Genomic DNA, 26245 nt, shown 5'->3' with positions numbered 1-26245 from the left:
TTTAAATGATTTTACGAATGGAATAAAAAATAAGTTTTAATTGTAGCGAAATAGAAGTAAAATAAAAATTAAAAGATTTTTGAAGTTTGTTAAAAACTAAAAAAACCGATGAGCTATTTTAAGTTTTATTAAAAGTATCATATAAAATTATTCAACTCACTCTTAAAGTTATATTGTTATCCCTAAGAATGCAAAATCTTTAAGATTGATAAGTTTTGATGCAAATAAAAAGATTTTTCTAGTTTTAATCAAACTCTAGCGATTTTACCTTTTATTGTTAAAAATACTAAGAAACACTTTTATACCTATGTTTTATAAAAAAGTTTTTATGCTAAGTATTTTTTAACTTTTCCTAGCCACTAACAGCGCGAAATTCACCCATTTAAACAGCACTTCTACATGCTTAAATCCCACGCTTTCTAAAAGAGTGGTGTTTTCTTGCAAACTATAAGGCACTAGCACATTTTCTAAAGCTTCTCTTTTAAAAGTGATTGTTCTTAGGGGTTAAGAGAGAGAATAAAAAAGAAAAGGACAAAGGGTATTGAGATGTTTTGCTAAAAATTCTTAACTCATACTGAAAGGCAAGAAAACTTTTAGAGCTTAAGAATTTTCTTCTAGATACTTTGTATGGATTTTTGCCTGTCTAAAATCTGTGTTTTCAAGCATTTCAATATGAAAAGCAATGGTGGTTTTAATGCCTTCTACCTTAAATTCTTTTAAGGCTCTTTTCATCTTAGCAATAGCTCTTTCTCTATCTTCACCCCATACAATAAGCTTACCTATCATAGAATCATAGTGTGTAGGCACAACATAATTTGCATGAGCATGCGAATCAAGACGCACATTTAAGCCACCTGGTGCAATCCATTCAGTGATTTTACCCGGACTTGGATAGAACTTCTTAGGGTCTTCTGCGGTAATCCTACATTCTATCGCATGCCCTTTGCAAGAAAAGCTTTCTTGCTTGGGTAATTCCTCGCCTTGAGCGATTTTAATCATCCATTCAATGAGATTGAGTCCGCTCACCATTTCACTAATAGTATGCTCTACTTGTAAGCGGGTGTTCATCTCCATGAAATAGAAATCTTTCATGTTTGCATCAAGCAAAAACTCAAAAGTTCCAGCCCCCACATAGCCGATGTATTTAGCGGCCTTAACGGCTGTTTCTAACAAACGCTTACGCACACTCTCTTCTAAAACAACTGCTGGAGTTTCTTCAATGAGTTTTTGCTGGCGTCTTTGCACAGAACAATCTCTCTCGCCCACATGAATAACATTACCATGCTTATCGGCTAAAATTTGGACTTCAATATGCTTAGGCTTATTGATAAATTTTTCTAAATACACGCTTCCATCGCCAAAAGCACTCAAAGCTTCGGTTTCTGCGGCTAGATAAAGGTTTTTTAACTTTGATTTATCTTCTATGACACGCATGCCCCTCCCGCCCCCACCAGCGGCCGCTTTGATGATTACAGGATAGCCGATTTTATCAGCAATTTCTTCTGCTTCTTTATAGCTTTTAAGAATGCCATCGCTTCCTTCAATCACAGGCATACCGGCTTCTTTCATCACGCTCTTTGCCTTAGATTTATCACTCATTAAAGCCATAACCTTCGCACTAGGACCGATAAACTCTAAAGAATGGTGTGAACAAATTTCTACAAAATTTTGATTTTCACTCAAAAAACCATATCCGGGAAAAATAGCATCCGCTTCAAACAACTCTGCTGCACTAATGATTGCAGGAATATTCAAATAACTCTCGCTTGATTTAGCCCCACCTACACACACTTTTGCATTAGCTGTGTTGAGATAGTGAGCGTCTTTGTCTGCGATAGAATAAATTGCTATAGATTCTTTACCCATTTCCTGAATGGTTTGAATAGCCCTTAGGGCAATCTCGCCCCTATTAGCAATCAAAATGCGTGAGAGTTTTTTCTTTTCTACTTTTTTATCCATGGAATTTAAAGCTTTTCAATTTTGATGAGTTTAGTGCCGTATTCCACCGGCTGAGCGTCCGCAACTTCAATAGAAACGACCTTACAAGGGTATTCTACTTCAATTTCATTCATAATCTTCATGGCTTCCACAATGCCGATGATTTGCCCTTTTTTAAGCGTATCACCCACTTTTACATACGCTTCAGCTCCAGGAGATGGTGCATGATAGAAAGTGCCTACCATGGGCGAAAGCACAAAATCTTCTTTTTTATCCACAATAGGGGTGCATACCATAGGCACAGGGGCTTGAGCGCTAGGCATACTCGCTTCTATAGCCATAAGTGGGGCTGAAGAATTAGCTGAGCTTAACGCATTCTTATGTTTCGCATAAGCAGATTCTTTATCTAAAACTAATTCAAAATGCTCACGCTTTATTTTCAAATGCCCTAAATCAGAAGCTTTAAATTCCTTTATCAATTCTTCAATTTCAGAAAGGTTCATAACAATCTATTCCTTAATCATTTTATAAAATATGCCACAAACACATCACTAATCTTAGAGCCATAAGCGTTTTTAGCAAATAATTCTTGTTATAATAACATAATTATTAACAAACTTTGAAGGCTTTATATAGTATGGGATTAAAAGCGGATTCTTGGATTAAAAAAATGAGTTTAGAGCATGGCATGATTAGTCCCTTTTGCGAAAAGCAAGTCGGTAAAAATGTGATTAGTTATGGCTTAAGTAGTTATGGATATGATATTAGAGTGGGAAGTGAGTTTATGCTTTTTGATAACACCAACGCTTTAATTGACCCTAAAAACTTTGACCCTAATAATGCGACTAAAATTGACGCAAGCAAAGATGGCTATTTTATCTTGCCAGCTAACGCATTCGCCCTAGCTCATACGATAGAATATTTTAAAATGCCAAAAGATACTTTGGCGATTTGCTTGGGCAAAAGCACTTACGCAAGATGTGGGATTATTGTGAATGTTACGCCCTTTGAGCCGGAATTTGAAGGCTATATTACCATTGAAATTTCTAACACCACGAATTTACCTGCTAAAGTCTATGCAAATGAAGGCATCGCTCAAGTGGTATTTTTACAAGGCGATGAAGTGTGTTTAGAAAGCTATAAAGATAGGGGTGGTAAATATCAAGGTCAAATAGGCATTACCCTACCTAAGATTTTGAAGTGATAATCAACATGGTTTTTAATTCTAATAACCCCATGTTTAGATATTAAAGCGAAAAAACAATATCCATAACTAGTAAGATAATCTTTTGGTTATCAGTGCTTGTTGGTGGGTTAATGATTTTTTTCTTATTTGGTGCCATCTTTTTAATTCTCTTTCGCTCCATATCAAAAAAAGGGGAAAAACTGAAATACAGATAGCACAAAAGGAAATAGAGATTAAAAAAATTGCAACAGAAACTAATAGACTTAAAAAAAGAATACTGCAACAGAATTACAAATGAAAGAAGAAAGAATAAATTTTATAAGCGATTTGCTTAAAAAATTGGAAAGCAATTGTCAAAAAAGTTTAGCTAATCAATTTTTACAAAAAGTAAAAGAAATTTGTGCCTTAAAAGGATTAGAAGAATTTGAATACAACGATACAAACTTTGCTTTTAAATGTGGCAATACAAATAAAAAACCCTCAATAAAATCCCATAAATAGTGGTATTTATAATATCTCAAACATTTAAACTTGTGCTATACTCGCTACAAACACGCATGCACTCTCAGATTTTAACACCATATCTAGTGGAATGCGATAAATTTCACGCTCTTTAAATTGCTCTCTTTCTTGCTTATTAAAGCCCCCTTCAGGTCCTATAATAATGCCATTTTCAGCATTCAAGCTTGTTTGCAATTTTTTACCATTAAAATCCAAAACACTTGCCTTGGGGTAAGCTTTTAGCATATCTTTTGTGCTTGAAAACACTTCTAATCCCATTAAATCACTACGCCCACATTGCTCGCAAGAATTAATCAAAATTTTTTTAAATCGTTCTAATTTGACCCTATCTATTCTTTCGTTACGCTGGCTAAAATCAGCATAAAATAGGCTTAGCTTGCTTACGCCTAACTGGTTAAGAAAGGGTAAAATCCTTTCAATGCTTTTGATTTCAATAACGCTTAAAATCAAATGAGCCTTTTTATGAGCCATAATCTCTAATTCTTGTTGGCTCACTAATTTTAAAAGAGCGTATTTTTTAGTGATTTCTACATGCTCATAGGTGTATAAAAATTTATCTTTTAAATTTCTCAAATCCAAGCAACTCGTGCTTTTCACACGCCTTGAGCGGTATAAATGCATGTAACTCTCCCCTTCTATTTTTAAAGTAGGCTCTTTAGCTAAAGGATGGTAAACAAAACGCATTTAAATGCCTACTAACACAATGATAAGAATCGTTTCTAAAAAATATAAAATTTTAGCCCTTTTAATATAAGCTTTCATTCTTTCTTCCTTAGTAATAGCAAATTTCACGCTTTTATGGCGTTTGATTTCAGCCACAAGCATAAAAAATAATCCCAAAAGCATAACAATAACTTTGAGAGAAAATTCAAATTGTTGCATCGCCCAAATAAAAACCCCACTTAAAAGAGCAATGCTTAAAAGAATATAAATCGCTGGCATGATTAAGTAGATTTTTCTATTCAGTTTGATGAAATTTTTCTCTCTAAAAAGGGTGTAAAGATTGATGATAAAGGCTAGGGCTAGTAACGAAGCAAAAAGGGCATGAATAAGCAATGATTGAGCCATCACATCAAAATTTTGCGTATTTAATGCTTGTAAATTTATCCCTAACATTAACTTCCTTTTAACGATTTATTTTTGATTAAGCCTATTATTCTATCATGTGCTAATGAATTTAATCAACGAAAAACTTAACAGCTCAGAAATTAACACCATAAAGTCCCCTAAAGAAGCGGTTATTCTTTTGAATATGGGGGGTCCAAACAGCCTTTATGAAGTGGAAGTGTTTCTAAAGAACATGTTTGATGACCCCTTTATCCTTACCATTAAGAATAATTTTATGCGTAAAATGGTTGGTAAAATGATAGTTAATGCTCGGGTAGAGAAATCTAAAAAAATCTATGAAAAATTAGGCGGAAAATCCCCTTTAACCCCTATTACATTCGCCCTTACTAAGCGTTTAAATGAATTAGATTCTTCACGCTTTTATACTTATGCTATGCGTTACACTCCCCCTTATGCGTCTATGGTTTTACAAGACTTGGTTTCAAAAGGTATAGAAAGCTTGGTGTTATTTTCTATGTATCCACAATACTCTAGCACCACCACTCTATCTAGCTTTAATGATGCTTTTAAGGCTCTCAAATCCCTAGAATCTTTTCGCCCCAAAGTGCGAGTAGTAGAGCGATTTTACACCAGCACAAGACTTAATAAAATCATTTTAAACACGATTTTAAGCACCCTAAAAAACCAAAAAAGCCAAGACTTTGTGCTAATCTTTTCAGTGCATGGCTTACCCAAAAGCATTATTGATGCTGGAGATACTTATCAAAAAGAATGCGAGCATCACCTCAATTTATTAAAAGATTTAATACAGCAAAAAAACATTAAATTTAAAGAAGTTCTACTCTCTTATCAATCTAAGCTAGGGCCTATGAAATGGCTAGAACCAAGCACAGAAAGTTTAATAGAAAAACACCGCAAATCTAATATTATCATTTATCCTTTAGCATTCACTATTGACAATTCTGAAACACTCTATGAATTAGAGATACAATACCGCTTAATGGCCAAGCGACTAGCTATTAAAGAATACTTAGTTTGCCCATGTTTAAACGATTCTACAGAGTTTGCCAAACTTATTGTAGATTTAGTGCAAGATTCAACACCATGAATTTGGTAAAAAGAATGATTGTGTAGTAGGATTACCTTTTGTTAAACTATTTTAAGTAATAAATTAGTTTTAACACCTATTATAAAAAATATCTAGTGTAAAGGTTTTATATCATGTGTAAAATTTCTTATTGTTTTAAAAATTGTTTTAGTGCAGTTTTATTAGCACTCTTTGTTTTAACTGCTTGCAAGTCAAACAGCTCAGATAATCTAAGCGATACGCTTATTAGTTCAGGTTCTCAAAGTTCTAAAGAATTAGAAAAAGAGCGAGAAAACATAGATAAAAAGAGTTATGCTGGCTTAGAAGATATTTTTTTAGACACTAAGTCTATTAGTCCTAATGATAAATACATGCTTTTAATTTTTGGGCGTAATGGTTGTTCTTATTGTGAACATTTAAAAGATGATATTAAAAATGTCAAAGAATTGCACGACTATATCAAAGAGCATTTTAATGCTTACTATGTCAATATCAGCTATTCTAAATTGCATGATTTTAAAGTTGGTGCTCCTCAAAACACTAAAGAAATCAAGCTTTCTACTTCACAGCTATCTCAAATGTATGATGTGCAATCCACTCCAACCATTGTTTTATCTGATAAAACCGGTAAGACTATCTATGAATTGCCCGGCTATATGCCCTCTACACAATTTTTAGCGGTTTTAGAATTTATAGGGAATGAAAATTATAAAAAAGTTAAAGATGAAAAAGACTTCACCAAACAACTAAAGGCCTATATTAAATACAAAACAGACCTTTCTAAGAACAAAACTCACTAGGAAGTTATATGAAAAATCTTAAGAGCTTGTTTTCTTTTTTATTCGCATCCTTTTGGATAGCCATTCCTTTAATGGCAATCTATGCCTCTGCATGCGCGATAGCCACTTTTATAGAAAATGATTATGGAACACCCGCTAGTAAGGCCATTGTTTATGGCACAACTTGGTTTAATTTCTTGCATGCGTATTTGTTGGTAGTTTTAATAGGCACTTTCATCACTTCTAAAGCCTTAATGCGTAAAAGATACGCAAGCATTTTTTTTCATAGTTCCTTGATTTTAATTATTTTAGGGGCGGGAATCACGCGCTTTTTTGGCATTGAAGGCACGATGCACATACGAGAAAATGACGCTCAAACCTCTTTTAAAAGCAGTGATACTTATTTGAATATCACACTCAATGACAAACCCACTCTTTCTTTCAAGTCTCCTTTTTCTATCTATTCTAAGCACCTATCCCCAATTCATACCACTCTTAACAACAAGCCTTTAATCTTAGAGCCCTTAGAGATTTATAAACAAAATGCGGATAAAAAGGATAGTAGTGCTATTTTGGTGCTGAAAGCAACTTATAATAATGCAAGTCAAGAATTTAAGCTTGTTAAAAACAATAGGAATGAAGGACTAGCGATAACACAAGATTTCAATGGCGATAAACTCTCCTTAAGCCTTGGAGCGACTTATGTTGAATTACCCTTTAAAGTTAGGCTAAAACACTTTGAATTAGAACGCTATGCGGGTTCTATGAGTCCCTCTTCTTATGCGTCTGAAGTAGAAGTCTTAAAATTAGATGATACTTTAATCAAGCCTTATAGGATTTTTATGAACCATGTGTTAGATTATAATGGGTATCGCTTTTTTCAATCTTCTTATGATACCGATGAAAAAGGCACGATTCTTTCTGTTAATAAAGACCCGGGCAAGCTCCCCACTTACTTAGGGTATGCAATGCTTATTTTAGGGGCATTATGGCTACTTTTTACCAAACAAGGACGCTTTCAAAAACTTTCACGCTTTTTGAAATCTCAGCAAATCGCTAGTTTTTTACTCGCTTTAGTGCTAATTAGCCCTCTTATTGATTTGCAAGCTAAAGATAGTGCCACTACAGGAAAGATTGATATGCATGGGGGTCAAAGCACTTCTAAAACTTTAGAAACCACGCCCAAAAAAGAGTCTAGCCATGCCCCTATGGAAGAACAAAACTCTCACCAAATGATACTAGAGCGTTTAAAACATTTAAGAGATTATTCTAAAGGTCATTTAGAGTCCTTTAAAAGACTTCAAGTGCAAGATTTTGATGGGCGTATCAAACCCCTTGATACCATTAGCATTGAATATGTGCATAAGATTTTAAGAAAAGATAGTTTTCAAGGACTGAATGCTATGCAAGTGCTTTTAGGCATTATGTTCTACCCAGATGATTGGCGTAGCATTAGAATGATTTATACTTCTACTAAAGCTTTACGCAAACTCATAGGCACGCCCCTAGATGAAAGACGCATCGCTTTTAGAGATGTTTTTGACCACCATGGGTATAAATTACAAAATCATGTTGAAGAAGTTAATCAAAAGTCTCCTAATGAGCGCGATGAATTTGACAAAGATGTCCTTAAAGTAGATGAACGCATTAACTTAGTTTATACGCTCTTTAGCGGTCAAGTTTTACGCATATTCCCTGATAGCCAAACAAGTGCATGGCTCTCTCCTGTTGATGCTATCAATAGTAAGGATAAAAATATCTCTCAAACCGCACAAAATTTTTTAAGAAATATTTTTGATGGGTTTGATGATGCCTTAAAAACTAATCAATGGGATAAAGTAGAAAAAACTCTAAAAGATTTAAGCACTTACCAACAAGAACATTCTAAAAACCTCTACTTACCCACATCAAGAATTAACTCTGAAATTTTCTTAAACCATACCAACTTCTTTAATAGTTTAACCTTGCCCTATATTCTTTTAGGGTTATTACTCTTTATTGTGGTGGTTAATTCTATTATCAAAAATACGCCTCCTAAATCATTAGTCGCCAAAACACTTTATGGAGCGATTGTATTGTGCACTCTCTTGCATGCTGTGGGCTTAATCTTGCGCTGGTATGTGAGTGGGCATTCGCCATGGAGTAATGCGTATGAATCCATGCTCTATATCGCATGGGCGTCCATTATGGCGGGCATTATCTTACGCTCCAAGCTCGCCTTATCAGCTTCTAGCTTTTTAGCCGGCGTAGCGCTTTTTGTGGCGCATCTAGGCTTTATGGATCCTCAAATTGGCAATTTAGTGCCGGTCTTAAAATCCTATTGGCTCAATATCCATGTTTCTATTATTACTGCTAGTTATGGCTTTTTAGGGCTATGCTTTATCTTAGGAATTTTAAGTTTAGTCTTATTTATTTTAAGAAAAGATGGGCGTAACAACCTAGATAAAACCATTCTTTCAGTCAGTGCCATTAATGAAATGAGCATGATTTTAGGCTTGTTCATGCTTACGGCCGGGAATTTCCTAGGCGGAGTTTGGGCCAATGAATCTTGGGGGCGTTATTGGGGGTGGGATCCTAAAGAAACTTGGGCGCTTATTTCTATCACCATTTATGCTTTAATATTACATTTGCGCTTTTTAGGCTCTAAAAATTGGCCTTTTATCTTAGCAAGCAGTAGCGTGCTAGGATTTTATTCAGTTTTGATGACTTATTTTGGCGTGAACTATTATCTTTCTGGAATGCACAGCTATGCAGCAGGCGACCCCTTGCCAATCCCTACTTTCTTATACCCATTTGTAGCCATTACTTTTATCCTTGTTATTTGGGCGTATTTCAAACGCTTTTTAGTGCTCCCTAAACTCCAATAAATACTCACATCGGCAGTAAAATTATGAATGTAAAAATTCATAATTTACTTTTACTTGTTTGAATTTTTAGTCTTTTTGCGTTAAAGTAAAAAATCAAATCTGATAAAAGGTTAGCTTAAATGATATATATATATATAATCCAAACAACGAGAAGCAACCAATAAAACAATTGATATCTTTTTAAAAGCTATTAATGATGATAAGGAAGTAAAAAATTTCTTAACCACCACAAAAGAAAAATATGCCAACTACACCAAAAAAAATCAATCAAGAATTCCAAACCTCACTTGAAAGCCAAGAAGAAACTCTTTCTTTGTTTCTTAAAACAAAAGATTTGTTTGAAGGTCTTAAGAAAAAAAATTAATATCGCTAACTTTGCTATTAAAAAAGCGTTCTTTTTCTTGTGTAAAAAAACTTGTAAAGACTTATAAGGTTCAGGTTGTGAGTGAATAAAATCTTTAAAATGCTCTAAAATCGTGTCTGCTAAACTCAATCTTATTGATAGAAATAGATAAAATTATAGTATAAAGCTTTTTGATAATTGCTGATACTTAATTCCTTTAACTATCCTTTGTAAAGCTCTCAAAAGTCTTTAAAAACGCTTTATGAAAGAATTTTTACCAATATAGAGACTATAAGAGTTAGTTGAGCTTAACTACTCTAAGCTCTCTTGCCCGGCCTTTTCCATATCCCTTTAGAAAAGACCTTATAATACACTAAAGCACGCAGATAAGTTTCTATCGCAATCACGCCAAAAATCAATTCCACTTTAAAATGATATAGCACAAGCAAATACATAGGCATGATTCTTAAGCCCCATAAGCTTAAGGTATTGATATAGAGTGAAACCTTAGTGATACTCGCCCCCCTAAAAACCCCATCAAGCACAAAATACCCAATTAAAGGTGCTTGTGAAAGCCCCACAGCGATTAAATAATAGCGTGCCACTTCTATCACTTCCTTATCGTGTGAAAAAACGCTTGCAAATTCTCTAGCAAAGACAGCTAATAATATCCCCACAACCCCCATTAAACCCATAGAAATCTTTAAAATCAAGTGCGCATAATCTTGTGCTAACTCCGTCTTATTCGCCCCTAAATTTTGCCCTATTAAAACCATTGCAGCTATCATAAAGCCAAAGCCGGGCATAAACGAAAAAGTTTCTACTCTAATGCCTACTTGCATGCCAGCTAAAACCTTATCCCCATAACTAGCCACAAATTTCGCCATAAGCATTAAAGAACATAAGGTCAATAAACGCTCAAACCCAGCAGGCCAACCTATCTTAAAAGTATTTTTAAAAAATGAAAAATCAAATTGAATCTTAAATTTTAAGGGCGATTTTTTAATCTGCAAAAAGAAAGCCAAAAGAAACCATTCTAAATACGATACGATGACATTCGCTAATGCTGAACCGGCAATACCCATTTTACAAAACCCAAAATCCCCAAAAATCAAAGCTTGATTTAAAAACACGCATAAAATAACCATGATTAGTTTGACAATAAAGGGGGTTAGCGTATCCGAAAAACTAGCTAACGCTGAAACCAACACATTTTTCAAGAAAATAGCCGGTAAGGCAAAAACTAAAATCTGCAAATAAGTTTTAGTTAGCGCTTGGGATTGCTCATGCAATTTTATCCACAATAAAAATGGCTCAATCAAAAAATAAGAAAATAAAAGCACCCCCAAGCACACAAAAAATGCCCCTATAACAATAGAAGAAAAAGCTAAATTGATTTGGCTAAAATCCCTCGCTCCTACAAGCCTAGAAAGTTGAGCGTTAGTGCCGGTATATAAAATCGTATTAACCCCATAAAAAAGCATTAGAAATTGCAAGCCCACCCCTAGAGCCACAATATGATGGTGCGATAATTTCCCCATAAAAAACACTGAAAGCGCTATAACAAATACATCTAAAAAAGCATTCACCCCAGAGGGTAAGGCTAAAGAAATGATTCTTTTAAACTTGTATTTGAAACTTAATCTAATAGCAACGCCCCTACAACCCCAAAGACAATCAAAGAAAGGTTATAAACTAAAAAAGTCGGCACGCATGTGTCATAAATATGACTGTGTTGACTATCTGCATTTAGCCCACAAGTAGGCCCCATAGTGCTATCACTAGCGGGCGAACCTGCATCGCCAAGTGCAGCAGCTATTCCCACTAATAAAATCGTAGCCTCCACGCCAAAGTCAAGGCTCTTGCATAAAGGGCAATAAAATACGGCAATAATAGGAATCGTGCCAAATGAAGTCCCTATACCCATTGTGATAAAAAGTCCAGCAACTAACATTAAAAAAGCCCCCATAAACTTCCCTTGTATAACAGAGGCGATAGAATTGACTAAATCTTGTGTGGCATGAACTTTTTGCAACACCTCTCCAAAACCACTAGCAACGAGCATTACAAAGGCGATAAACGCCATCATTTTCACGCTATCATCCATTAGTGCATCAGTATCTTTCCACTTGATACTGCGCCCTAATAGCATTAACGCTAAGGCTAAAAACGCTGCCAAAGGCATAGATTCTGTAACTAATTGCACTAAAAAAGCCACTACAATCCCTAAAAGCGTTAAATAATCATGATAATTGAGCTTGAGCTTGGAATAATCCTCTAAATCAAAGGACTTTTCTATATATTTTCTAGGTTTTCTATATAGCACCAACACAGCCACTAACAAACCTACAACCATAGCTAGCCCTGCAATCCACATCACGCTTGTGATTTGAGCTAAATTAGTCTCAACGCCATTGAGTTTAAGCTGTTCTAAGATAGTGGTTTGAAAAATCAATCCAAACCCTACAGGCAAAGCCAAATAAGGAGCTTGCAAACCAAAGGTTAAAGCACAAGCTACAGCTCTTCTATCTAGCTCTAATCTATTCATTAAATATAAAAGCGGAGGGATTAAAATAGGAATAAAAGCGATATGCACAGGAATAAGATTTTGCGAAAAACACGCTATAAAAGCTATAAAAAAACAAAAAGTAGCCCGCTTATAATTCATAAAACGCACTAATTTATTCAAAGCGATTTTAATCAAATTGCTTTTAGCAATCGCTACAGCCAAAGCCCCTAAAAGAATATAGCTCAATGCGATGTTTAAATTGCCCTTCATGCCATCTATCATCACATTAAAACTTTCTGTTAAGTTAAGCCCCCCCATAAGCCCAGCAATCAAAGTAGCGCTAATCATAGATAACATGATATTTAAGCGCAACAAGCTTAAAGCACACATCACAATAATAGCCACAAATGCTGGATTAACCCAAACAGAAAGTGTGCCACTTCCTAGCATTCTTGCTCCTCTATCAAAAATAATGACACAAAAAGCTAGATTTTTGCATGCTCACTACGCACAAAACCGCTTTTATTTCTCATGCTCTTTCTTTTAAACGCTCAATTTAAAAGGTAGCGTTGGAGAATTTCCCCATACGCATCAATGCGTCTGTCTCTCAAAAACGGCCACATACGCCTAACTACTTCAGCACGCCTTAAATCTATTTCAGCGTATAGAATCTCTTCTTTTTCGCCTGCTTTAGCTAAAATCTCGCCTTGTGCTCCAGCTACAAAACTTGAGCCAAAAAAAGTAATGCCCCCCTTAATCACACCGCTTGGGTCAAGCTCTACCCCTACCCTATTAGTCGCAATCACAGGTAAGCCATTAGCAATCGCATGCCCTCTTTGGATAGTTTCCCATGCATTTTGCTGACGCTTTTTTTCTTCTAAACTATCTTCTTCTAAAAATCCTATCGCACTAGGATAAATCAAAAGCTCTGCCCCTTTTAACGCCATAATCCTAGCCCCCTCTGGATACCACTGGTCCCAACACACCATAAGCCCTAATCTTCCTATGCTTGTGGATATTGGCTCAAAGCCTAAATCTCCGGGCGTGAAATAAAATTTTTCATAAAATCCGGGGTCATCAGGAATGTGCATTTTACGATAAGTCCCCGCTATTGAGCCATCTTTTTCAAAAACTACTGCAGTGTTATGATAAAGCCCCATGGCACGCTTTTCAAACAAAGAAGTTACAAGCACCACTTTAAACTTCTTAGCCAAATCACTAAAAAAAGCTTTATCTTCTTCAAAATGCACCCCTAAATCAAAAAATTCCGGGTCTTCATTTTGACAAAAATACGCATAGGGGTGCAATTCTTGCAATACCACTAACTGCGTGTTTGGATACTTCTCTTTAGCAAGCTTGAGTAGAGTTGCTGTATGTTCTAAGGTTGCCTCCCTAGAACCTTGATAAGCATGTTGTAAAATCGTGGTTTTTAATTTCATTTCTACTCTTCTTCATAATCAGAACTATAGTCTTCATAATCGTCATCATCATAGACATTACGATAAGAATCATAATCCCCATCATCTTCTTCTTCAAATCCCTCTAAATCTTCTCCAAAATCTTCTAATTCATCTTCAAAATCTTTCATGTTATTTCCTTTCTTTTTTAATAATGTCTCGCACGACTTCGCTAGCTATCTGCAAACCAAAGCTTGCAGTAACCGCACTAAAACTACCAAGTTCTATACAATGAGGAGGCTCTGGACTAAAGATAACCTTAAAATTACCCCTAAAATGACGCTTTTTTAAAAAGTCTCTAAACTTCCGCCCAAATTTATCGCCATGACTTTTCCACACACTATCTACTTGAATAAGCTGTGGGTTTAGGCGTTTAGCACTCCCCATAGAGCTAATAAACTTTCCATAAGCTAAATTTTGACACTTTATAGCCAAGCTCGTTTTAATGGGTAAGTCGTCCATACAATCCAATACATAATCATAATCTTTAAAATTAAACGAATCTAAAAACGCCTCATCTACACGCAAATCCAATGTTTCAATCCCTTGATAAATCGCTTGCAAGGCTTGCACCTTTGATTTTCCAATTTGCTCTGAACCAATTTGGCGGTTTTGATTGGTAATATCAAAAATATCCTTATCAATAATGGTAATTTTGCCAATCCCTACACGATAAAGCGCATCTAAAGCAAAACCTCCAACACCTCCAACACCACAGATTAAAACCTTTTTTTGGCGTATCAAATCAAAATCTTTTTTAAACAACCATCTTGTGCGTGTGAATCTATCTATCGGTTCTAAAACAGACAATTTTTAGCCCTTAATTGAAATAATATTGATTGAGGCTTATTGTAGCGTAACTTTAAAAAATGCTAAGATAAAAATTTTTGAATGTTTTTAGCTTTTTGCATTTGCATTTGCAAAGTATTTTTATCTTTATGAAGTAACTCAATGCTTTGGGCTATCATTTCCTTAAGTCTTAAAAGCATGTCTAAATCTAAATCTTGGAGTTGCTCTAAAGAAATCCCCTCAATTAAAGCGAATGCCTTTTGGGAATTTTGCTCCAAAAGAGCGATTTTAAATGAATCTAATAAACGCTCAAATTCATGCAAGCTCATGGGAATGAATTTCTCTCCAAGCCTCTAACAATCCCTTAGCCACATTCAATACTACATCAATCTTGCTAGTGTCATTCTCTAAATTCGCTTGCGTTAAAATTTTTATTTGATGCGTGTATAATCCTGTCAAATACACTGCAACATCGCCACCCTTTTCATAATCTAAAATATTCAATAGCTCAGTAAAAATATCTGTAACTTTATTGATATAATAAATCTTCTTTTCAATATCTTCAGTCTCAATATGGCGTTTAGCTTGAGAGGCGAATTTTAAAATACCCTCATAAAGCATTTCAATGAGCTTTGCTGGAGACTCTACGCTCACAGTATTTTGTTGGTAAGCTTGGTAAGCATTAGCATATCGCATTTTTATCCTTTCTTCCTTTGTTTAAAATCTAATTTTTCTTTCCAGCCGCTTGGTCAATCATCATCTGCACAGAATTGAACTTTTGATTAGCCTTAGAAATTTGACCATCATAAGCCGCAAAACGCTCTGCCATTGTGTCATAGCGTGTTTTTAAAAGCTCTTGAGCGTTTTCTTTGTCTTTAGCTAAGCTTTTAGCGTCTCTATCTAAGGAATCTTCATAAATCTTTAATTTAGCATTCCCTCCATCAATAAGACTAGAAACCACTTGATTAAACTTAGTAAAAATCCCATCTTGATGGACTTCTCTACCTCCAATATCCTTGCTATCGCTCCCATAGAAAAAATCTTGCGTCGCTTTAGGATTTGAATTTAAAGCGCTAGATAGTCTCGCCTCATCTAAGCCCATGGTGCCTTTGTCATCTAAACTCAAGCCATACTTCATCAAGCTTTCTACCCCACCATCTGTATGCAGAGTATAAGAAAACACATTAGTAAGAGATGAACGAATGGTGCGTATATCACTCACACCATTAAAAATACCTGCAATTTTAGTATCAGGGTCATAGCGAGTGTCTTCATCTAGCTTGGGGATAAGCTCATTATAAGCTTTTACAAAGTCCTTAATGCTATCTATAATGGCTTGATTATCCCTACTCACGCTAATAATCGCAGGTTTATTAGGCTCTGTAGTTTGTTGTAAAGTAATATTAACCCCACTAATCACATCATTAACTTCATTAGTAGGGCGTGTGATACTCACGCCATTATAAGTAAATTCTGCATCATTTGCTTTTTGCAATTTCTTAACTTGAAAAAGCTTTTCTTGAGCTGCTGCGTATGATTGCGTAGTTCCTTGACTCAATCCTAAGTCTTTTAAACTTGCTTTTCCTAGGGCATCTTCGCCCTTAATTTTAAGCTCGCCTTTTTTGGCATTGATAACTAGCTTGCCATCTGAATCTTTATAAGCGCTCAAACCCTCTTTAGCATTGATAGCTTGAATAATCGCATCAGTATTTTGCTCGCTAGAATTATTAGCACTCGTTAAAGAAGATAAATCTAAAGTTTGACCATTCAAACTAATAACGCCTTCTATTTTACCCTCTTTAATAGTTCGTGTGCTTTTTAACAAATCATCATCTTTGGTTTTAGTCTGCCCAAAACCTAATTCCTTAGCCTTACTGCCTTTAATCTCAATCGGTTCTCCACGCTTATCATTGATAATTAGTGAATCCCCATTATGCACTACATCTATTGATATGTCCCCATTAGCTAACAAATCTTTAAAATGTGGGTCATCTTGTAAGGCTTTTTGCATCGCTTTTTGAATCGCCTCATTTTTATCTTTAATGGAAGTGTTTTCAGGAATTTCTAACGCTATTGGCACATCATGCATTTTGCCATCATTTCCTTTGAGGTGCAAACTCACATCACTTTCCCCACTCTCATTCGCTCCTAAAGAAAGGGCGTTTTTACTATTAAGATTAGATTGCAAATGCGAGCCAAAATAGATACGATTATCTTCGCCAGTATTCTTGGTATTCACCATTAATTGGTAGGGATTATCCCCACCGGTTTTCATCACAATCCCCATTACTTCGCCATTAGTAGCATCAGTAATGGCTTGAGCCACATCGCCTAATGTCATGCCCGCTTTAATAGGTAGTGCATAATCCTTTCCTTTAGTGTAGAACCTAAGTGTGGTGCTAGTTTCGCTGAATACATCATCTCTTGAAGAAAACTTTGCCCCTAATTCATTAATATCGCCTTGTGCTAAACTTTGCACATCAATCTTAATATCTTGCACAGGAACGCCAGCTCCCACGCTCGCACTCACAGCATCTCCTGTAACACTGCTTTTTCTGCCAATATAAGTAGAATAATCTGAAAGGGTTTTAATGGGGGCTTTAAGGGCTGTAAGAAGGGTTTTAATCTCTACAAGGGCTTTTTGTTTTTCAACATTTTGCTCCATTTTCTTATCTAATGGTGCGATTAAAGTTTTCTCATCAGCACTCTTAAGCTTGTCTATCACATCGTAATTTAAGACTTTACTCCCAAGTCCTAATGAACTTAATGACCCTACACCCATTTATATCACTCCCAAGCTTCCCAATAAAAACTAACCTTTTTTATCAAAAATAATCCCTACAATCTCACGCATTCTCTGCATAAGCTCCACAGCTTCTTTGGTAGGAATCTCTCTTAAAACCTTATCCCCACTAGCATCTTTTACAGATACAATCAAACCTTTAATTTCATCGTTATAGCTAAAGTTAATATCTGTTCCAATGCGTTTCATCTCTTCATTTAAATGCTCACTTAGTAATTTTAATTTTGGCTTGTATTGCTCAGAGTCTATAGACTTTGTAGGAGCGACTTTATCTTCTGAAAAATCAGCACTCGCTCTATTGACTTGACTTACATGCACTACTTGAGCATTCTTTGGACTGCTCGCAGTGCTTGGAACAGCTTGAACATCACTTTGAATTTCGCTTATCATGGTAAAAAGGAACCTCCAAAATTTCCCATCTAAAATTATCAAACTAATTTATTATATATTTCTTATGTTGTAATCATATCGGCAAAACATTATTTTTATTTATCTTTAATTACGCACAATCAGTTCTAAGGGGTTAATATGTTTTTCTTTCATGGTTACTTCAAAGTTTAGGCGCTGTTCAATGCGCCCCAAAACATAGCCTTTTTGAATGCGCATGCCACTTTTAATGGTAGGAGCAATTTTATCTAGCTGAGAATAAATAGTTCTAATCCCATTTTTATGCTCAATAACTACAACCTTTTTAAGCATACTAATTTCTTTAGCAAAGACAATCTTGCCATCTAACACATTACGCACAAGTGCGTTAGGGGTTTTTGGAACTAAAGTAACTGATTCGCTAAAGATTGGAAAGTTATAAACCGGATCAACATAAGGGCCAAATTTTTGCACCACTTCATAATCGCTTAAAGGTGCAATGGTCTTAGGTCCCTTATAAGTTGTGGTGTTAATATCCTTATATGAGTTTGCCACTTGCTTGACATCTAAAGCTTGATGATTTTTAATGTGTTTGCGCCTTTCTTGTTCTTGGCGTTTTTCTAAAGCCTCTTTTTCCTTAGTCTGTTTAATAATATTTAAATGTTTTAATAAAGCATTTAAATTTTGGCGTTCTTTATCCAAAACATCTAAGCGTTGGTTATAAGCCATCTTATCTTTTTGCATGCCAAGAATAAGTTTATCTTGCTCTGTCTGTAAGGCTCTTAGGGCTACTTGGCGTGATTTTTGCGCATCAATCACTACAGAAATTTTTTGAATATAATCTCTTGTTTTTGATACTTGCACGCCAAGCTTTTTTTCTTCTTCGCTTAATTGCACCATTTTAAGCACAGCGTTTTTATGTAAATTTTCAAATGCCACTTGTAAGACCACATCATGCGGTGAAGTTAAGCTCTGTTTTTCTAAAGCTTGAGAGAATAATAAATTCTGCAACAAGACTTCTAAAACCCCTCCTTGTAAATGCGACTTCTTTTGTTGCAAGTTCTCTAAAGATGAACGATAGTCTTCAAGGGTTTTTTCTTGCGAAAGGCTTTCATTACGATTTTTTTCAATGCTCTTTTTTAAAGCTTTGATTTGTCGTTCAATCTCTTGCTTTTGACGCTCTTTTAAGATAATAGCACCGCCTAAAGCATTGAGGCGATTATTTAATTGGAGTTTTTCTAGGTGAGTTTTTTTTAAGCGACTTTGATTCATTTTGATGTCTTTATTCACATCACTGATTTTTTGCGTGTTCGCTATCAAAGCAACTACCAAGATAAAAAATACTCCCCATTTAGGCATGTTTAGACCTCCATACCACAAACAAAACTAAAACAAGCGACACAGAAAAGCTAACCAACAAGCCCCATAAAAAATCTTCCAAAATAAAAACGCTCTCTGTAATTTCTAAAGTCTTCATCATACCTTGAAAACTCTTTTGCGAAATGACATAAACCATAATTATAGGTGTTAAAAGGCTTGCAATCAATGAATCAATAAAAGCCATTTTAAATAAGAAGCCATTTCTAAAAGGCATAGACGCCCCAAGCAAGTCCATAATCTCTAAACATTCTTGATATTCATAAATCCATACACGAATCTGCTTTAAAAGTAATAGTATGGATAAAATAAACACTAAAAAGGCAAACACACAAACCGCTAATTTAAGAAAATTCAATAATTCATATACTTGCATGTGTGTTTTAGCAAAGACCTCAACTTTTTGAACTCCCGGAATTTTAAGTAATTTTGAGCGTATCGCCTCCAAACGCTCTTGACTAGGAAAGGTAGAAAACTGCAAGGAATAAAAAAAGGGCAAATTCTTTTTTAATTCTCTAAACTCCTCAACACCCAATGTCTTTTTAAGAGGTTCTAAAGATTCATTAGGATTAATCTCTTTTAAAGCAATCACTTCGCTAAAATTTTGAGTTAAAAATTCTAAATCTAATTTTTGTGTGCTTGCCAACACAACTGAATAATTTTCAATCAAGCTCTTTTCTTTTTGGGCTACTGACCTATCCATAAGCATAATACATTGCAGACCAAATAATAAAGCCACAAGTGGAACAACAAATGCCAAATGCTTTTTTAACGCTTTCATCTAAATACCCCCTCTAATATTCATAGGCTTCTTCATAGACTTCCCCATCTTCAATAAGTATTTTTCTATGATGAGCACCAAAAAATGTAGGAGTTCTATGTGTAACAACCACAACTGTAGCGTTTAATTGTGTGTTCATACCCTTTAATAAACTCCAAATTTTGTCGCTAGAATAAGGGTCTAAATTTCCTGTAGGCTCATCAGCTAAAATGAGTTCAGGGCAGTTTGCCATAGCCCTAGCCATTGCCACTCGCTGTTGCTCACCCCCACTGAGTTCTTTAGGATAGCGGTTAGCCTTATGGCGTAAATCAATATGACCTAAAAGCTTTTCTAATTGCGCATCGCATTCTTCTTTTCTAACCCCACGAATAAGCATAGGCAAGCGAATGTTTTGCTCAATCGTATAATCAGGAATGAGTTTATAATCTTGAAAAACAATACCAATATTTTTACGTAAATCTAAGATGGTAGATTTTGAGGCGCTATTCATATTGATATTACACACTTCCAAGCTCCCACTCACAATAGGCAAATCCCCATAAAAAGAACGCAAAAGCGTGCTTTTACCGCTCCCACTCACCCCAGAAATAAACAAAAAATCTTTACGCCTAATTTTTAAATTAGCATTTTTTATCACAGGCTCGCCTTGATGGTATTGCAAGCGTAAATCATTAGCTGAAATAATCAAACTCATTTAAACCCCCTCTTTTTGATTGAGAATATCTACAAGTAATTGATGAGCCTTATAGTTGGCTAAAGTTTTTAGGGGCATTCTACTTAAATAACATACTTCTTTTCCCTCTCTAGCAATTTTTATAAACAAACGCATAGGCCAATCAAAATCTCCCATACTCAATTCTACTAAAAAATCTCCATCATTCTCATAGATATTACAAACATGCACAAAATACCCTTTTTTTACTATCTTTGGTGCCTTTAATATACTCTCAATATTTTTTGAATCAATTTCAACATTAGAAAAATCAAATTCAAAGGGTTTTTTTGGGGTCTTATGCTCGCTTTGTTCTAAGGCACAAACTTTTAAATCATAAATATCTTTTTCAAGTTTATTCCAACGAGCCTCATACTTACTAATTACAGAACTTGGGGCATTCTTTTTGATTTCAACATGCACTCTAGGATTTTTTAAAGCTAATTTTAGGCTATCTTCAAAATACATTTCATCATCAGTGCGTAATTCTAGAACTCCACCTACTTTTAGCACTCTTAAAGCCTCATGCAAAAATTTTTCACTCAAAACCCTACGATGTTTTTTAGTGTTCCATGGCACAGGAAAATGCACAAAAATCTTCTCACACTTATGATGTGGCATGCTTTCTAAAACCAAACGCCCATCGCCTTGCAATACATGCAAATTCTTTAAATTTAGCAATTCAATTTGCTTTAAAACCTGAGCAATAGATGGGGTATAAATCTCTATACCTAAACATGTTTTATTAGGATTATTTTTAGCTAGTTCTAACAAATGCCTCCCACTTCCAAAACCAATTTCTATTAAAATAGGGGCTTGGCACTCTTTAATAAAGCTCTCAAATGTTTCTAAACTAAGAGCTTTTTTTTCGCTTGCGTGCCTAGAATTTTCTTCTAAATTATGTGAAATGACTTCAAAAAATTGCGAATAGGCTCTAAGGGCATGCTTTAACCTTTCTCTCTTTAAGGGCGTGGCTTTTTCGCTCTTAATTAAAAAATCATTAGAACGCCTAATTTTTTGTAGTAAAAAAATGTGGTCTTTAAAACTCGCATACACATAGCTCTTAGCAGGGTGCTTTAAGCTTAAAAATTCTCTATGAAAATAAAAATCACCATTTTCTAAGGGGTATTCTAAAGATTTTGGACTTAATTGGGCTAAAAAATGAGGCATATTAGCGTTCCAAAAACAACCGCACTTCTTTGCTTGGGTGTGATTCCAAGCCGTCCTTATCCACGCTTACTACTTGATAGCGATAAGCTGTGCCAACTTTCATATCTTTATCCACAAATTCGTTTTTTACAATACCTCCAAAGCGTAATGGAGTCCTTGAATTCCCCTCAAAGCGATACACCGCATAGCCATTAACTTTAGGACCAATGCTATTTTCCCATTGAATGAGTGCTGAAGAGTCTTGAATAAGGCCTTTAGTAATTATAGGTGCTTCAGGTCTAGCAGCAGTCTCTCCCATAACAGGATCTTTAGGCAATGCCCCCTCAATATGCGCTTTATCCATTGCCACAACTTTATAAAATCGTGGGTTATTGTCTCTGTCTATTTTATCTATATAAGAAGTTTTTGAGGTTTGGGCAATAAGCTTGTATTTATCCTTGCGAGCATTAGAAGCATAAATGCGATAAGCTATAACATCAGCTTGGGGCGATTTATCCCAGCTCAATTCAATTTGTCGTGTTAGATTTTGACTCACTCTAACATTAGTGAGCACTGGTGGCAAATTTTTAGTCTTACCCTCAATAACCATGCTAGGCTTAGATTTATCTCCTGTAAAATTTTCAGCAATCACACGATAATTATAACGCTGTCCATCTTGCAAATTTTTATCAAAATACTCCACATACAAGCGGTTTTTTACCATCGCTATATTAGAAAATTTGCCGTTTTTATCTTGGCGTTGGATAATATATCTTGCGATACTAGGATTAGGGTGTGGACTCCAAAAAACTTTCACCCCTTTTGGGTATTCTTGGCTTGCAAACACGCTTTCTACAGGGTTAATAAAAGAAGTTTTAGCGCTCACTGCCTCTGAAAGATTAGAAATTTTATCGCCTTTATAAGTGGCTATTTGATAAACATACGCATTTTGTGTTTCTAAACCATCATCATAATAATGAGTGGCATAAGGATTTTTAATCACAGCAATTTTTTTAGGCTTACCATCTTTTTTCAAGCGGTATAAAATAAAACCATCAATTTTATACGCCTCAGCAACGCTCGCCCACTCAAAGCCCACTGAACTCACATCATTGATAGTTTTTATAGAATGCACCACGGGTAGTTGTGTGTCAATGCTTTCTTTATTATCAAAAGCTAAAAATTTATGATTCTTTATAGAAGAACACCCTATAAAAACCCCTAATATAACGCTACTTGACAGAAAAAGCGTTAAGTATTTTGTCTTCGCCCAAAGCCTCATGCAAACTACCCTCATCAAAAATGTTTTTAAGATATTCTAACATATCCTTTAGTAGTGGAACTTTAAAGCGCATGTTTTCTTGTGTTCTTGGGTGTTTAAACTCTATTAAATAAGCGTGTAACATAATCCTTGTAGTTTCTTTTAAAAACGCTTGATTAAGTCCATAAACACTATCGCCCACAATATGCTTATTAATATATTCTAAATGCGCTCTAATTTGATGGGTGCGCCCTGTATATAGCTTAGCCCCAATCAAATCAAACCCTTTTTGTGCTATCAAGCTAATAAACTCGCTTTTAGAATAACGCCCCATAAGTTGCTGTCTAAACCCCTCTGTAGCGACCATTTTTAAGCGGTTGTTAGGGTTTCTTGTTAAATGACATTCTACTGAAATTAATTTGGTATTTTTAGGGGTTAAAAACGAATTGAGTAAAGCAATATAATAACGCCCCATAGCCTTTCTTTTAAGCTGTTCGCTCAAATGAGCATGGGTAAAATTATTCTTAGCCACTACAATCGCTCCGCTAGTGTCTTTATCTAATCTATGCACGATTCCATAGCGCTCTTTCCCACTTAGATTAGAGAGTTGGTAATTTTGTGTTTGCAACCAATCTACTAAAGTAGGCTCTTTCACACTTGGAGCATGATGAACAACCAAAAAAGGGGGCTTATTTAACACCAATAAATCATCATCTTCATAAATTACTTCTATATCTAGCTCAACCTCTCTGTTTAAGGGTTTTGGTGTAATTTTTGGAGCTAAAAGGGTGATTTCATCGCCTTCTTTTAAAGCTAACCCCCCTTTTTTCACCCCCTTTTTTTGACAAAATACAAGCCCTTCTTTTATCAAGTTTAAGACTTGATTTTTAGATATTTGTAATTCTTTGGCTAAAAATTCATCAATGCGTTTGGTATTTGTAGGCACAACCAAAATTTTTTCCATAAATTCGCTTTATTTTAGGGTAAAATTTCAATTTTACTCAAAATACACTTATAAAATAATAAACAAAAGAGGTAAAAGGCAGTAACACTATGGCACTAGATCGCAGAATTTGGATGCATTTTGACTTCTTACTCTTTGTTTTTTTAGTGCCTTTGTTGCTCCTATCCTCATTATTAATTTTTGAGGCTAACACCACTCTAAGCTTAAAACAAAGTCTCTATTATGTCTTGGGATTTATTCTATTTTGGATAGTTTTTTTAATTCCTTTTAGAAAATTAGACAGACTTTTTTTTGTATTCTATTGGGTATGTATCATTCTCTTATTGCTTGTAGATATTATAGGTTCAAGCAAGCTTGGAGCACAACGCTGGCTCTCCATTCCTTTTACTTCTATTACTTTACAACCTAGTGAGCCGGTAAAAATCGCTATTCTTTTATTATTAGCTCATTTAATCCGTTTAAACCCACCCCCTTCAAAAGGCTATGATTGGGGCATGTTTTTAAAACTCAGCTTTTATATTTGCTTACCTACTTTACTCATTCTTAAAGAGCCAGATTTAGGCACAGCTCTTATTATTGCTATCATGGGTTTTGGGATTTTATTGCTAGTGGGCTTAAGAATGCGTGTATGGCTACCCCTTGCTATCATACTTGCTATTGCCTCCCCTATCGCCTATCATTTTTTACATGATTATCAAAAAAAGCGTATCGCAGACTTTCTTTCTGAAAAACCTAATTATCATGTTAAACAATCTCAAATCGCTATTGGCTCTGGAGGGCTTTTTGGCAAACCTAAAGAAGACTCTACTCAAACGAAGTTTAAATTCCTACCTATTGCAACGAGCGATTTTATTTTTGCCTACTATGTGGAGCGTTTTGGATTTATGGGAGCTATGCTACTTTTTGCTATTTATATAGGCTTAACTTTGCATTTATTTTCCTATATGTTTGAGAATAATAGCGATTGGTTTTTAAAAATTGTAGCCCTTGGACTCTCTATTTTAATTTTTACTTATTCAAGCGTTAATATCGCTATGACATTAGGGTTAGCCCCGGTGGTGGGTATTCCCTTGCCTTTATTTAGTTATGGGGGGAGTAGTTTTATCACTTTTATGATAATGTTTGCAATACTAGAAAACTTGCTTGCTTTTCGTTATGTTTTTGGATACAATAGCAAATCGTCTTTTAACAAATTTGGATTCTTAGCTCAGCTGGTCAGAGTACTCGGCTCATAACCGATTGGTCGTAGGTTCAAATCCTACAGGATCCACCATTTTCCCTCCTTGTATATTTTTATAATAATTGTTTTTAATTAAGCAAAAAGCGACTGCACGCTTTCATTATGATAAATTCTTCTAATCACTTCTGCAAATAATGGCGCTACGCTTAGGGTTGTGATTTTATCGCATTTTTGAATCAAAGGAATAGAGTTACTTACTACCACTTCATCAAGCTTACTTTCTTTGATACGCTTTATGGCTGGCCCACTTAATACCGCATGCGTGCCTAAAGCCATTACAGAAATTGCCCCTTGCTTTTTTAAAGCCTCTGCAGCTTTACACATCGTGCCTGCAGTATCAATCATATCATCTACTAAGATTACATCTCGTCCTTGTGCTGAGCCTATAATATTCATCACTTCGCTTTCATTGGCTTTTTCACGGCGTTTATCTACAATGATTAAATCCATACCCATTTGATTAGCAAAATATCTAGCTCTTGCTACTCCGCCTACATCAGGGCTTGCAATTACAGGGTTTTTTAACGCTTTGGAGCGGATATAATCTCTAAAAACAATAGAGCCATACAAATTATCTACAGGCACATCAAAAAAGCCTTGAATTTGTCCGGCATGCAAATCCATAGTAATAATTCTTTCAATCCCTACTTTTTGCATTAAATTAGCGACCATTTTAGCCGTAATTGGCACTCTTGGAGCTGCTTTTCTATCTTGTCTAGCATAGCCAAAATAAGGCACTACCGCTGTGATAGAATTAGCTGAGCTACGCCTTAAGGCATCCACCATAACTAACAATTCCATTAAATTATCATTCACAGGCACACAAGTAGGCTGAATAATAAACACATCTTTCCCACGCACCGACTCACTAATTTGGATATTGATTTCGCCATCACTAAACTTTCCTATGACTGCTTTTGATAAAGGAATGCCTAAATGTTTCGCCACTTCTTTGCCAAACACAGGGTGGGCACTCCCTGAAAAAATCTTAAAACCACGCATTTTCATAATATTTTGCTCCCTAAAAACCGAATTAAAATAATTAAT

At 35.3% G+C, this 26245-nt stretch carries 26 protein-coding genes, 1 tRNA gene and 2 pseudogenes; 7 read left to right on the top strand and 22 right to left on the bottom strand.

Features of this window, described 5'->3' with window-relative positions:
* Nucleotides 1-342 precede the first annotated feature (342 nt).
* The 3 genes and pseudogenes from C6H25_RS06700 to accB form a co-directional block, all read right to left on the bottom strand.
* Nucleotides 343-492: pseudogene (locus C6H25_RS06700) on the bottom strand (carboxy-S-adenosyl-L-methionine synthase CmoA); the annotation flags it as partial.
* 108 nt (nucleotides 493-600) lie between these two features.
* The gene (locus C6H25_RS06695; protein ID WP_104748665.1) at nucleotides 601-1959 is read right to left on the bottom strand and encodes an acetyl-CoA carboxylase biotin carboxylase subunit; all 1359 of its coding nucleotides are present in this window, start codon (nucleotides 1957-1959) and stop codon (nucleotides 601-603) included.
* A 5-nt stretch (nucleotides 1960-1964) separates the two neighbouring features.
* Nucleotides 1965-2441, bottom strand: coding sequence for an acetyl-CoA carboxylase biotin carboxyl carrier protein (gene accB, locus C6H25_RS06690; RefSeq protein ID WP_104748664.1), 477 nt, complete (start codon nucleotides 2439-2441; stop codon nucleotides 1965-1967).
* A gap of 134 nt (nucleotides 2442-2575) precedes the next feature.
* Here accB and dcd point away from each other — a divergent pair, with 134 nt between their 5' ends.
* Together dcd and C6H25_RS06675 are read left to right on the top strand one after the other, a co-directional pair.
* The gene (dcd, locus tag C6H25_RS06685; RefSeq protein ID WP_104748663.1) at nucleotides 2576-3142 is read left to right on the top strand and encodes a dCTP deaminase; all 567 of its coding nucleotides are present in this window, start codon (nucleotides 2576-2578) and stop codon (nucleotides 3140-3142) included.
* A gap of 276 nt (nucleotides 3143-3418) precedes the next feature.
* A complete protein-coding gene (locus C6H25_RS06675) occupies nucleotides 3419-3625 on the top strand; it encodes a hypothetical protein (protein WP_104748661.1) in 207 nt (68 codons plus the stop codon).
* A 24-nt stretch (nucleotides 3626-3649) separates the two neighbouring features.
* On the opposite strand, the gene C6H25_RS06670 is transcribed toward C6H25_RS06675, so the two are convergent.
* Both C6H25_RS06670 and C6H25_RS06665 read right to left on the bottom strand, forming a co-directional pair.
* Entirely contained in the window at nucleotides 3650-4330 is a 681-nt protein-coding gene (locus C6H25_RS06670) for a 16S rRNA (uracil(1498)-N(3))-methyltransferase (protein ID WP_104748660.1), read from the bottom strand.
* Nucleotides 4331-4762 (bottom strand): hypothetical protein, encoded by a 432-nt coding sequence (locus C6H25_RS06665; protein ID WP_104748659.1) that lies wholly within the window; start codon nucleotides 4760-4762, stop codon nucleotides 4331-4333.
* 55 nt (nucleotides 4763-4817) lie between these two features.
* On the opposite strand from C6H25_RS06665, the gene hemH reads away from it, so the two are divergent.
* From hemH to ccsA, 3 genes are all read left to right on the top strand, one after another.
* Complete coding sequence (gene hemH, locus C6H25_RS06660; protein ID WP_104748658.1) at nucleotides 4818-5822, top strand: ferrochelatase; 1005 nt, start codon at nucleotides 4818-4820, stop codon at nucleotides 5820-5822.
* Nucleotides 5823-5935: 113 nt separating this feature from the next.
* Nucleotides 5936-6601, top strand: a complete 666-nt coding sequence (locus C6H25_RS06655; protein WP_104748657.1) for a SoxW family protein — start codon at nucleotides 5936-5938, stop codon at nucleotides 6599-6601.
* Between the two features lie 8 nt (nucleotides 6602-6609).
* The gene (gene ccsA, locus C6H25_RS06650) at nucleotides 6610-9447 is read left to right on the top strand and encodes a cytochrome c biogenesis protein (RefSeq protein ID WP_104748656.1); all 2838 of its coding nucleotides are present in this window, start codon (nucleotides 6610-6612) and stop codon (nucleotides 9445-9447) included.
* A gap of 365 nt (nucleotides 9448-9812) precedes the next feature.
* Here the strand turns inward: ccsA and C6H25_RS09100 are convergent.
* The 16 genes and pseudogenes from C6H25_RS09100 to C6H25_RS06570 form a co-directional block, all read right to left on the bottom strand.
* Nucleotides 9813-9940, bottom strand: a pseudogene (locus C6H25_RS09100) (endonuclease); the annotation flags it as partial.
* A 167-nt stretch (nucleotides 9941-10107) separates the two neighbouring features.
* The gene (locus C6H25_RS06640; protein WP_104748655.1) at nucleotides 10108-11379 is read right to left on the bottom strand and encodes an MATE family efflux transporter; all 1272 of its coding nucleotides are present in this window, start codon (nucleotides 11377-11379) and stop codon (nucleotides 10108-10110) included.
* 50 nt (nucleotides 11380-11429) lie between these two features.
* Entirely contained in the window at nucleotides 11430-12749 is a 1320-nt protein-coding gene (locus C6H25_RS06635; protein ID WP_104748654.1) for a Na+/H+ antiporter family protein, read from the bottom strand.
* Nucleotides 12750-12850: 101 nt separating this feature from the next.
* Nucleotides 12851-13738 (bottom strand): carbon-nitrogen hydrolase, encoded by an 888-nt coding sequence (locus tag C6H25_RS06630; RefSeq protein WP_104748653.1) that lies wholly within the window; start codon nucleotides 13736-13738, stop codon nucleotides 12851-12853.
* A 2-nt stretch (nucleotides 13739-13740) separates the two neighbouring features.
* A complete protein-coding gene (locus C6H25_RS06625; protein ID WP_104748652.1) occupies nucleotides 13741-13887 on the bottom strand; it encodes a hypothetical protein in 147 nt (48 codons plus the stop codon).
* 1 nt (nucleotide 13888) lies between these two features.
* Nucleotides 13889-14566: a tRNA threonylcarbamoyladenosine dehydratase gene (locus C6H25_RS06620; protein ID WP_104748651.1), complete on the bottom strand. Its 678-nt coding sequence runs from the start codon at nucleotides 14564-14566 to the stop codon at nucleotides 13889-13891.
* Nucleotides 14567-14628: 62 nt separating this feature from the next.
* Nucleotides 14629-14874, bottom strand: a complete 246-nt coding sequence (locus C6H25_RS06615) for a hypothetical protein (RefSeq protein ID WP_104748650.1) — start codon at nucleotides 14872-14874, stop codon at nucleotides 14629-14631.
* Nucleotides 14861-15241, bottom strand: coding sequence for a flagellar export chaperone FliS (fliS, locus tag C6H25_RS06610; protein ID WP_104748649.1), 381 nt, complete (start codon nucleotides 15239-15241; stop codon nucleotides 14861-14863). The genes C6H25_RS06615 and fliS overlap by 14 nt, the downstream gene beginning before the upstream one ends.
* Nucleotides 15242-15269: 28 nt before the next feature.
* Nucleotides 15270-17327: a flagellar filament capping protein FliD gene (gene fliD / locus C6H25_RS06605; RefSeq protein ID WP_199768954.1), complete on the bottom strand. Its 2058-nt coding sequence runs from the start codon at nucleotides 17325-17327 to the stop codon at nucleotides 15270-15272.
* 30 nt (nucleotides 17328-17357) lie between these two features.
* Nucleotides 17358-17738: a FlaG family protein gene (locus C6H25_RS06600; protein WP_104748648.1), complete on the bottom strand. Its 381-nt coding sequence runs from the start codon at nucleotides 17736-17738 to the stop codon at nucleotides 17358-17360.
* 105 nt (nucleotides 17739-17843) lie between these two features.
* Nucleotides 17844-19073 carry a murein hydrolase activator EnvC family protein gene (locus C6H25_RS06595; protein ID WP_104748647.1) on the bottom strand — a complete coding sequence of 410 codons (1230 nt, stop codon included), beginning with the start codon at nucleotides 19071-19073 and terminating at the stop codon, nucleotides 17844-17846.
* Nucleotides 19066-19872, bottom strand: a complete 807-nt coding sequence (locus C6H25_RS06590; protein WP_104748646.1) for an FtsX-like permease family protein — start codon at nucleotides 19870-19872, stop codon at nucleotides 19066-19068. Before C6H25_RS06590 ends, C6H25_RS06595 begins: the two co-directional genes overlap by 8 nt.
* A gap of 13 nt (nucleotides 19873-19885) precedes the next feature.
* Nucleotides 19886-20566 (bottom strand): ABC transporter ATP-binding protein, encoded by a 681-nt coding sequence (locus C6H25_RS06585; protein ID WP_104748645.1) that lies wholly within the window; start codon nucleotides 20564-20566, stop codon nucleotides 19886-19888.
* On the bottom strand, nucleotides 20567-21754 hold the full coding sequence (gene trmB, locus C6H25_RS06580; RefSeq protein WP_104748644.1) for a tRNA (guanosine(46)-N7)-methyltransferase TrmB: 1188 nt from the start codon (nucleotides 21752-21754) through the stop codon (nucleotides 20567-20569).
* Between the two features lies 1 nt (nucleotide 21755).
* On the bottom strand, nucleotides 21756-23015 hold the full coding sequence (locus C6H25_RS06575; RefSeq protein WP_104748643.1) for a fibronectin type III domain-containing protein: 1260 nt from the start codon (nucleotides 23013-23015) through the stop codon (nucleotides 21756-21758).
* Nucleotides 22966-23958, bottom strand: a complete 993-nt coding sequence (locus tag C6H25_RS06570) for an RluA family pseudouridine synthase (RefSeq protein ID WP_104748642.1) — start codon at nucleotides 23956-23958, stop codon at nucleotides 22966-22968. Before C6H25_RS06570 ends, C6H25_RS06575 begins: the two co-directional genes overlap by 50 nt.
* Before the next feature lie 89 nt (nucleotides 23959-24047).
* Between C6H25_RS06570 and C6H25_RS06565 the strand changes: the two genes are divergently transcribed.
* Both C6H25_RS06565 and C6H25_RS06560 read left to right on the top strand, forming a co-directional pair.
* Nucleotides 24048-25193: an FtsW/RodA/SpoVE family cell cycle protein gene (locus tag C6H25_RS06565; RefSeq protein ID WP_104748670.1), complete on the top strand. Its 1146-nt coding sequence runs from the start codon at nucleotides 24048-24050 to the stop codon at nucleotides 25191-25193.
* Nucleotides 25155-25231: transfer RNA gene (locus C6H25_RS06560), tRNA-Ile, on the top strand. The genes C6H25_RS06565 and C6H25_RS06560 overlap by 39 nt, the downstream gene beginning before the upstream one ends.
* A 39-nt stretch (nucleotides 25232-25270) precedes the next feature.
* Here C6H25_RS06560 and C6H25_RS06555 read toward each other — a convergent pair.
* Nucleotides 25271-26200 (bottom strand): ribose-phosphate pyrophosphokinase, encoded by a 930-nt coding sequence (locus C6H25_RS06555; protein ID WP_104748669.1) that lies wholly within the window; start codon nucleotides 26198-26200, stop codon nucleotides 25271-25273.
* Nucleotides 26201-26245: the final 45 nt, after the last annotated feature.

The sequence above is a fragment of the Helicobacter cetorum genome, from assembly GCF_900198405.1.
Lineage (GTDB): Bacteria > Campylobacterota > Campylobacteria > Campylobacterales > Helicobacteraceae > Helicobacter > Helicobacter cetorum_C.
Note: the sequence above shows the minus strand (reverse complement) of the source record. Positions and strands in the feature narration are given on the sequence as shown.

What these genes read in the sequence shown, in the direction of transcription:
- C6H25_RS06695 (WP_104748665.1), bottom strand. Translation starts at nt 1,959, where the DNA reads ATGGATAAAAAAGTAGAAAAGAAAAAACTCTCACGCATTTTGATTGCT.
- ccsA (WP_104748656.1), top strand. Translation starts at nt 6,610, where the DNA reads ATGAAAAATCTTAAGAGCTTGTTTTCTTTTTTATTCGCATCCTTTTGG.
- C6H25_RS06665 (WP_104748659.1), bottom strand. Translation starts at nt 4,762, where the DNA reads ATGTTAGGGATAAATTTACAAGCATTAAATACGCAAAATTTTGATGTG.
- dcd (WP_104748663.1), top strand. Translation starts at nt 2,576, where the DNA reads ATGGGATTAAAAGCGGATTCTTGGATTAAAAAAATGAGTTTAGAGCAT.
- C6H25_RS06590 (WP_104748646.1), bottom strand. Translation starts at nt 19,872, where the DNA reads ATGAAAGCGTTAAAAAAGCATTTGGCATTTGTTGTTCCACTTGTGGCT.
- C6H25_RS06585 (WP_104748645.1), bottom strand. Translation starts at nt 20,566, where the DNA reads ATGAGTTTGATTATTTCAGCTAATGATTTACGCTTGCAATACCATCAA.
- fliD (WP_199768954.1), bottom strand. Translation starts at nt 17,327, where the DNA reads ATGGGTGTAGGGTCATTAAGTTCATTAGGACTTGGGAGTAAAGTCTTA.
- C6H25_RS06625 (WP_104748652.1), bottom strand. Translation starts at nt 13,887, where the DNA reads ATGAAAGATTTTGAAGATGAATTAGAAGATTTTGGAGAAGATTTAGAG.
- C6H25_RS06655 (WP_104748657.1), top strand. Translation starts at nt 5,936, where the DNA reads ATGTGTAAAATTTCTTATTGTTTTAAAAATTGTTTTAGTGCAGTTTTA.
- trmB (WP_104748644.1), bottom strand. Translation starts at nt 21,754, where the DNA reads ATGCCTCATTTTTTAGCCCAATTAAGTCCAAAATCTTTAGAATACCCC.
- C6H25_RS06630 (WP_104748653.1), bottom strand. Translation starts at nt 13,738, where the DNA reads ATGAAATTAAAAACCACGATTTTACAACATGCTTATCAAGGTTCTAGG.
- C6H25_RS06555 (WP_104748669.1), bottom strand. Translation starts at nt 26,200, where the DNA reads ATGCGTGGTTTTAAGATTTTTTCAGGGAGTGCCCACCCTGTGTTTGGC.
- C6H25_RS06670 (WP_104748660.1), bottom strand. Translation starts at nt 4,330, where the DNA reads ATGCGTTTTGTTTACCATCCTTTAGCTAAAGAGCCTACTTTAAAAATA.
- hemH (WP_104748658.1), top strand. Translation starts at nt 4,818, where the DNA reads ATGAATTTAATCAACGAAAAACTTAACAGCTCAGAAATTAACACCATA.
- C6H25_RS06565 (WP_104748670.1), top strand. Translation starts at nt 24,048, where the DNA reads ATGGCACTAGATCGCAGAATTTGGATGCATTTTGACTTCTTACTCTTT.
- accB (WP_104748664.1), bottom strand. Translation starts at nt 2,441, where the DNA reads ATGAACCTTTCTGAAATTGAAGAATTGATAAAGGAATTTAAAGCTTCT.
- C6H25_RS06595 (WP_104748647.1), bottom strand. Translation starts at nt 19,073, where the DNA reads ATGCCTAAATGGGGAGTATTTTTTATCTTGGTAGTTGCTTTGATAGCG.
- fliS (WP_104748649.1), bottom strand. Translation starts at nt 15,241, where the DNA reads ATGCGATATGCTAATGCTTACCAAGCTTACCAACAAAATACTGTGAGC.
- C6H25_RS06600 (WP_104748648.1), bottom strand. Translation starts at nt 17,738, where the DNA reads ATGATAAGCGAAATTCAAAGTGATGTTCAAGCTGTTCCAAGCACTGCG.
- C6H25_RS06615 (WP_104748650.1), bottom strand. Translation starts at nt 14,874, where the DNA reads ATGAGCTTGCATGAATTTGAGCGTTTATTAGATTCATTTAAAATCGCT.
- C6H25_RS06575 (WP_104748643.1), bottom strand. Translation starts at nt 23,015, where the DNA reads ATGAGGCTTTGGGCGAAGACAAAATACTTAACGCTTTTTCTGTCAAGT.
- C6H25_RS06570 (WP_104748642.1), bottom strand. Translation starts at nt 23,958, where the DNA reads ATGGAAAAAATTTTGGTTGTGCCTACAAATACCAAACGCATTGATGAA.
- C6H25_RS06635 (WP_104748654.1), bottom strand. Translation starts at nt 12,749, where the DNA reads ATGCTAGGAAGTGGCACACTTTCTGTTTGGGTTAATCCAGCATTTGTG.
- C6H25_RS06675 (WP_104748661.1), top strand. Translation starts at nt 3,419, where the DNA reads ATGAAAGAAGAAAGAATAAATTTTATAAGCGATTTGCTTAAAAAATTG.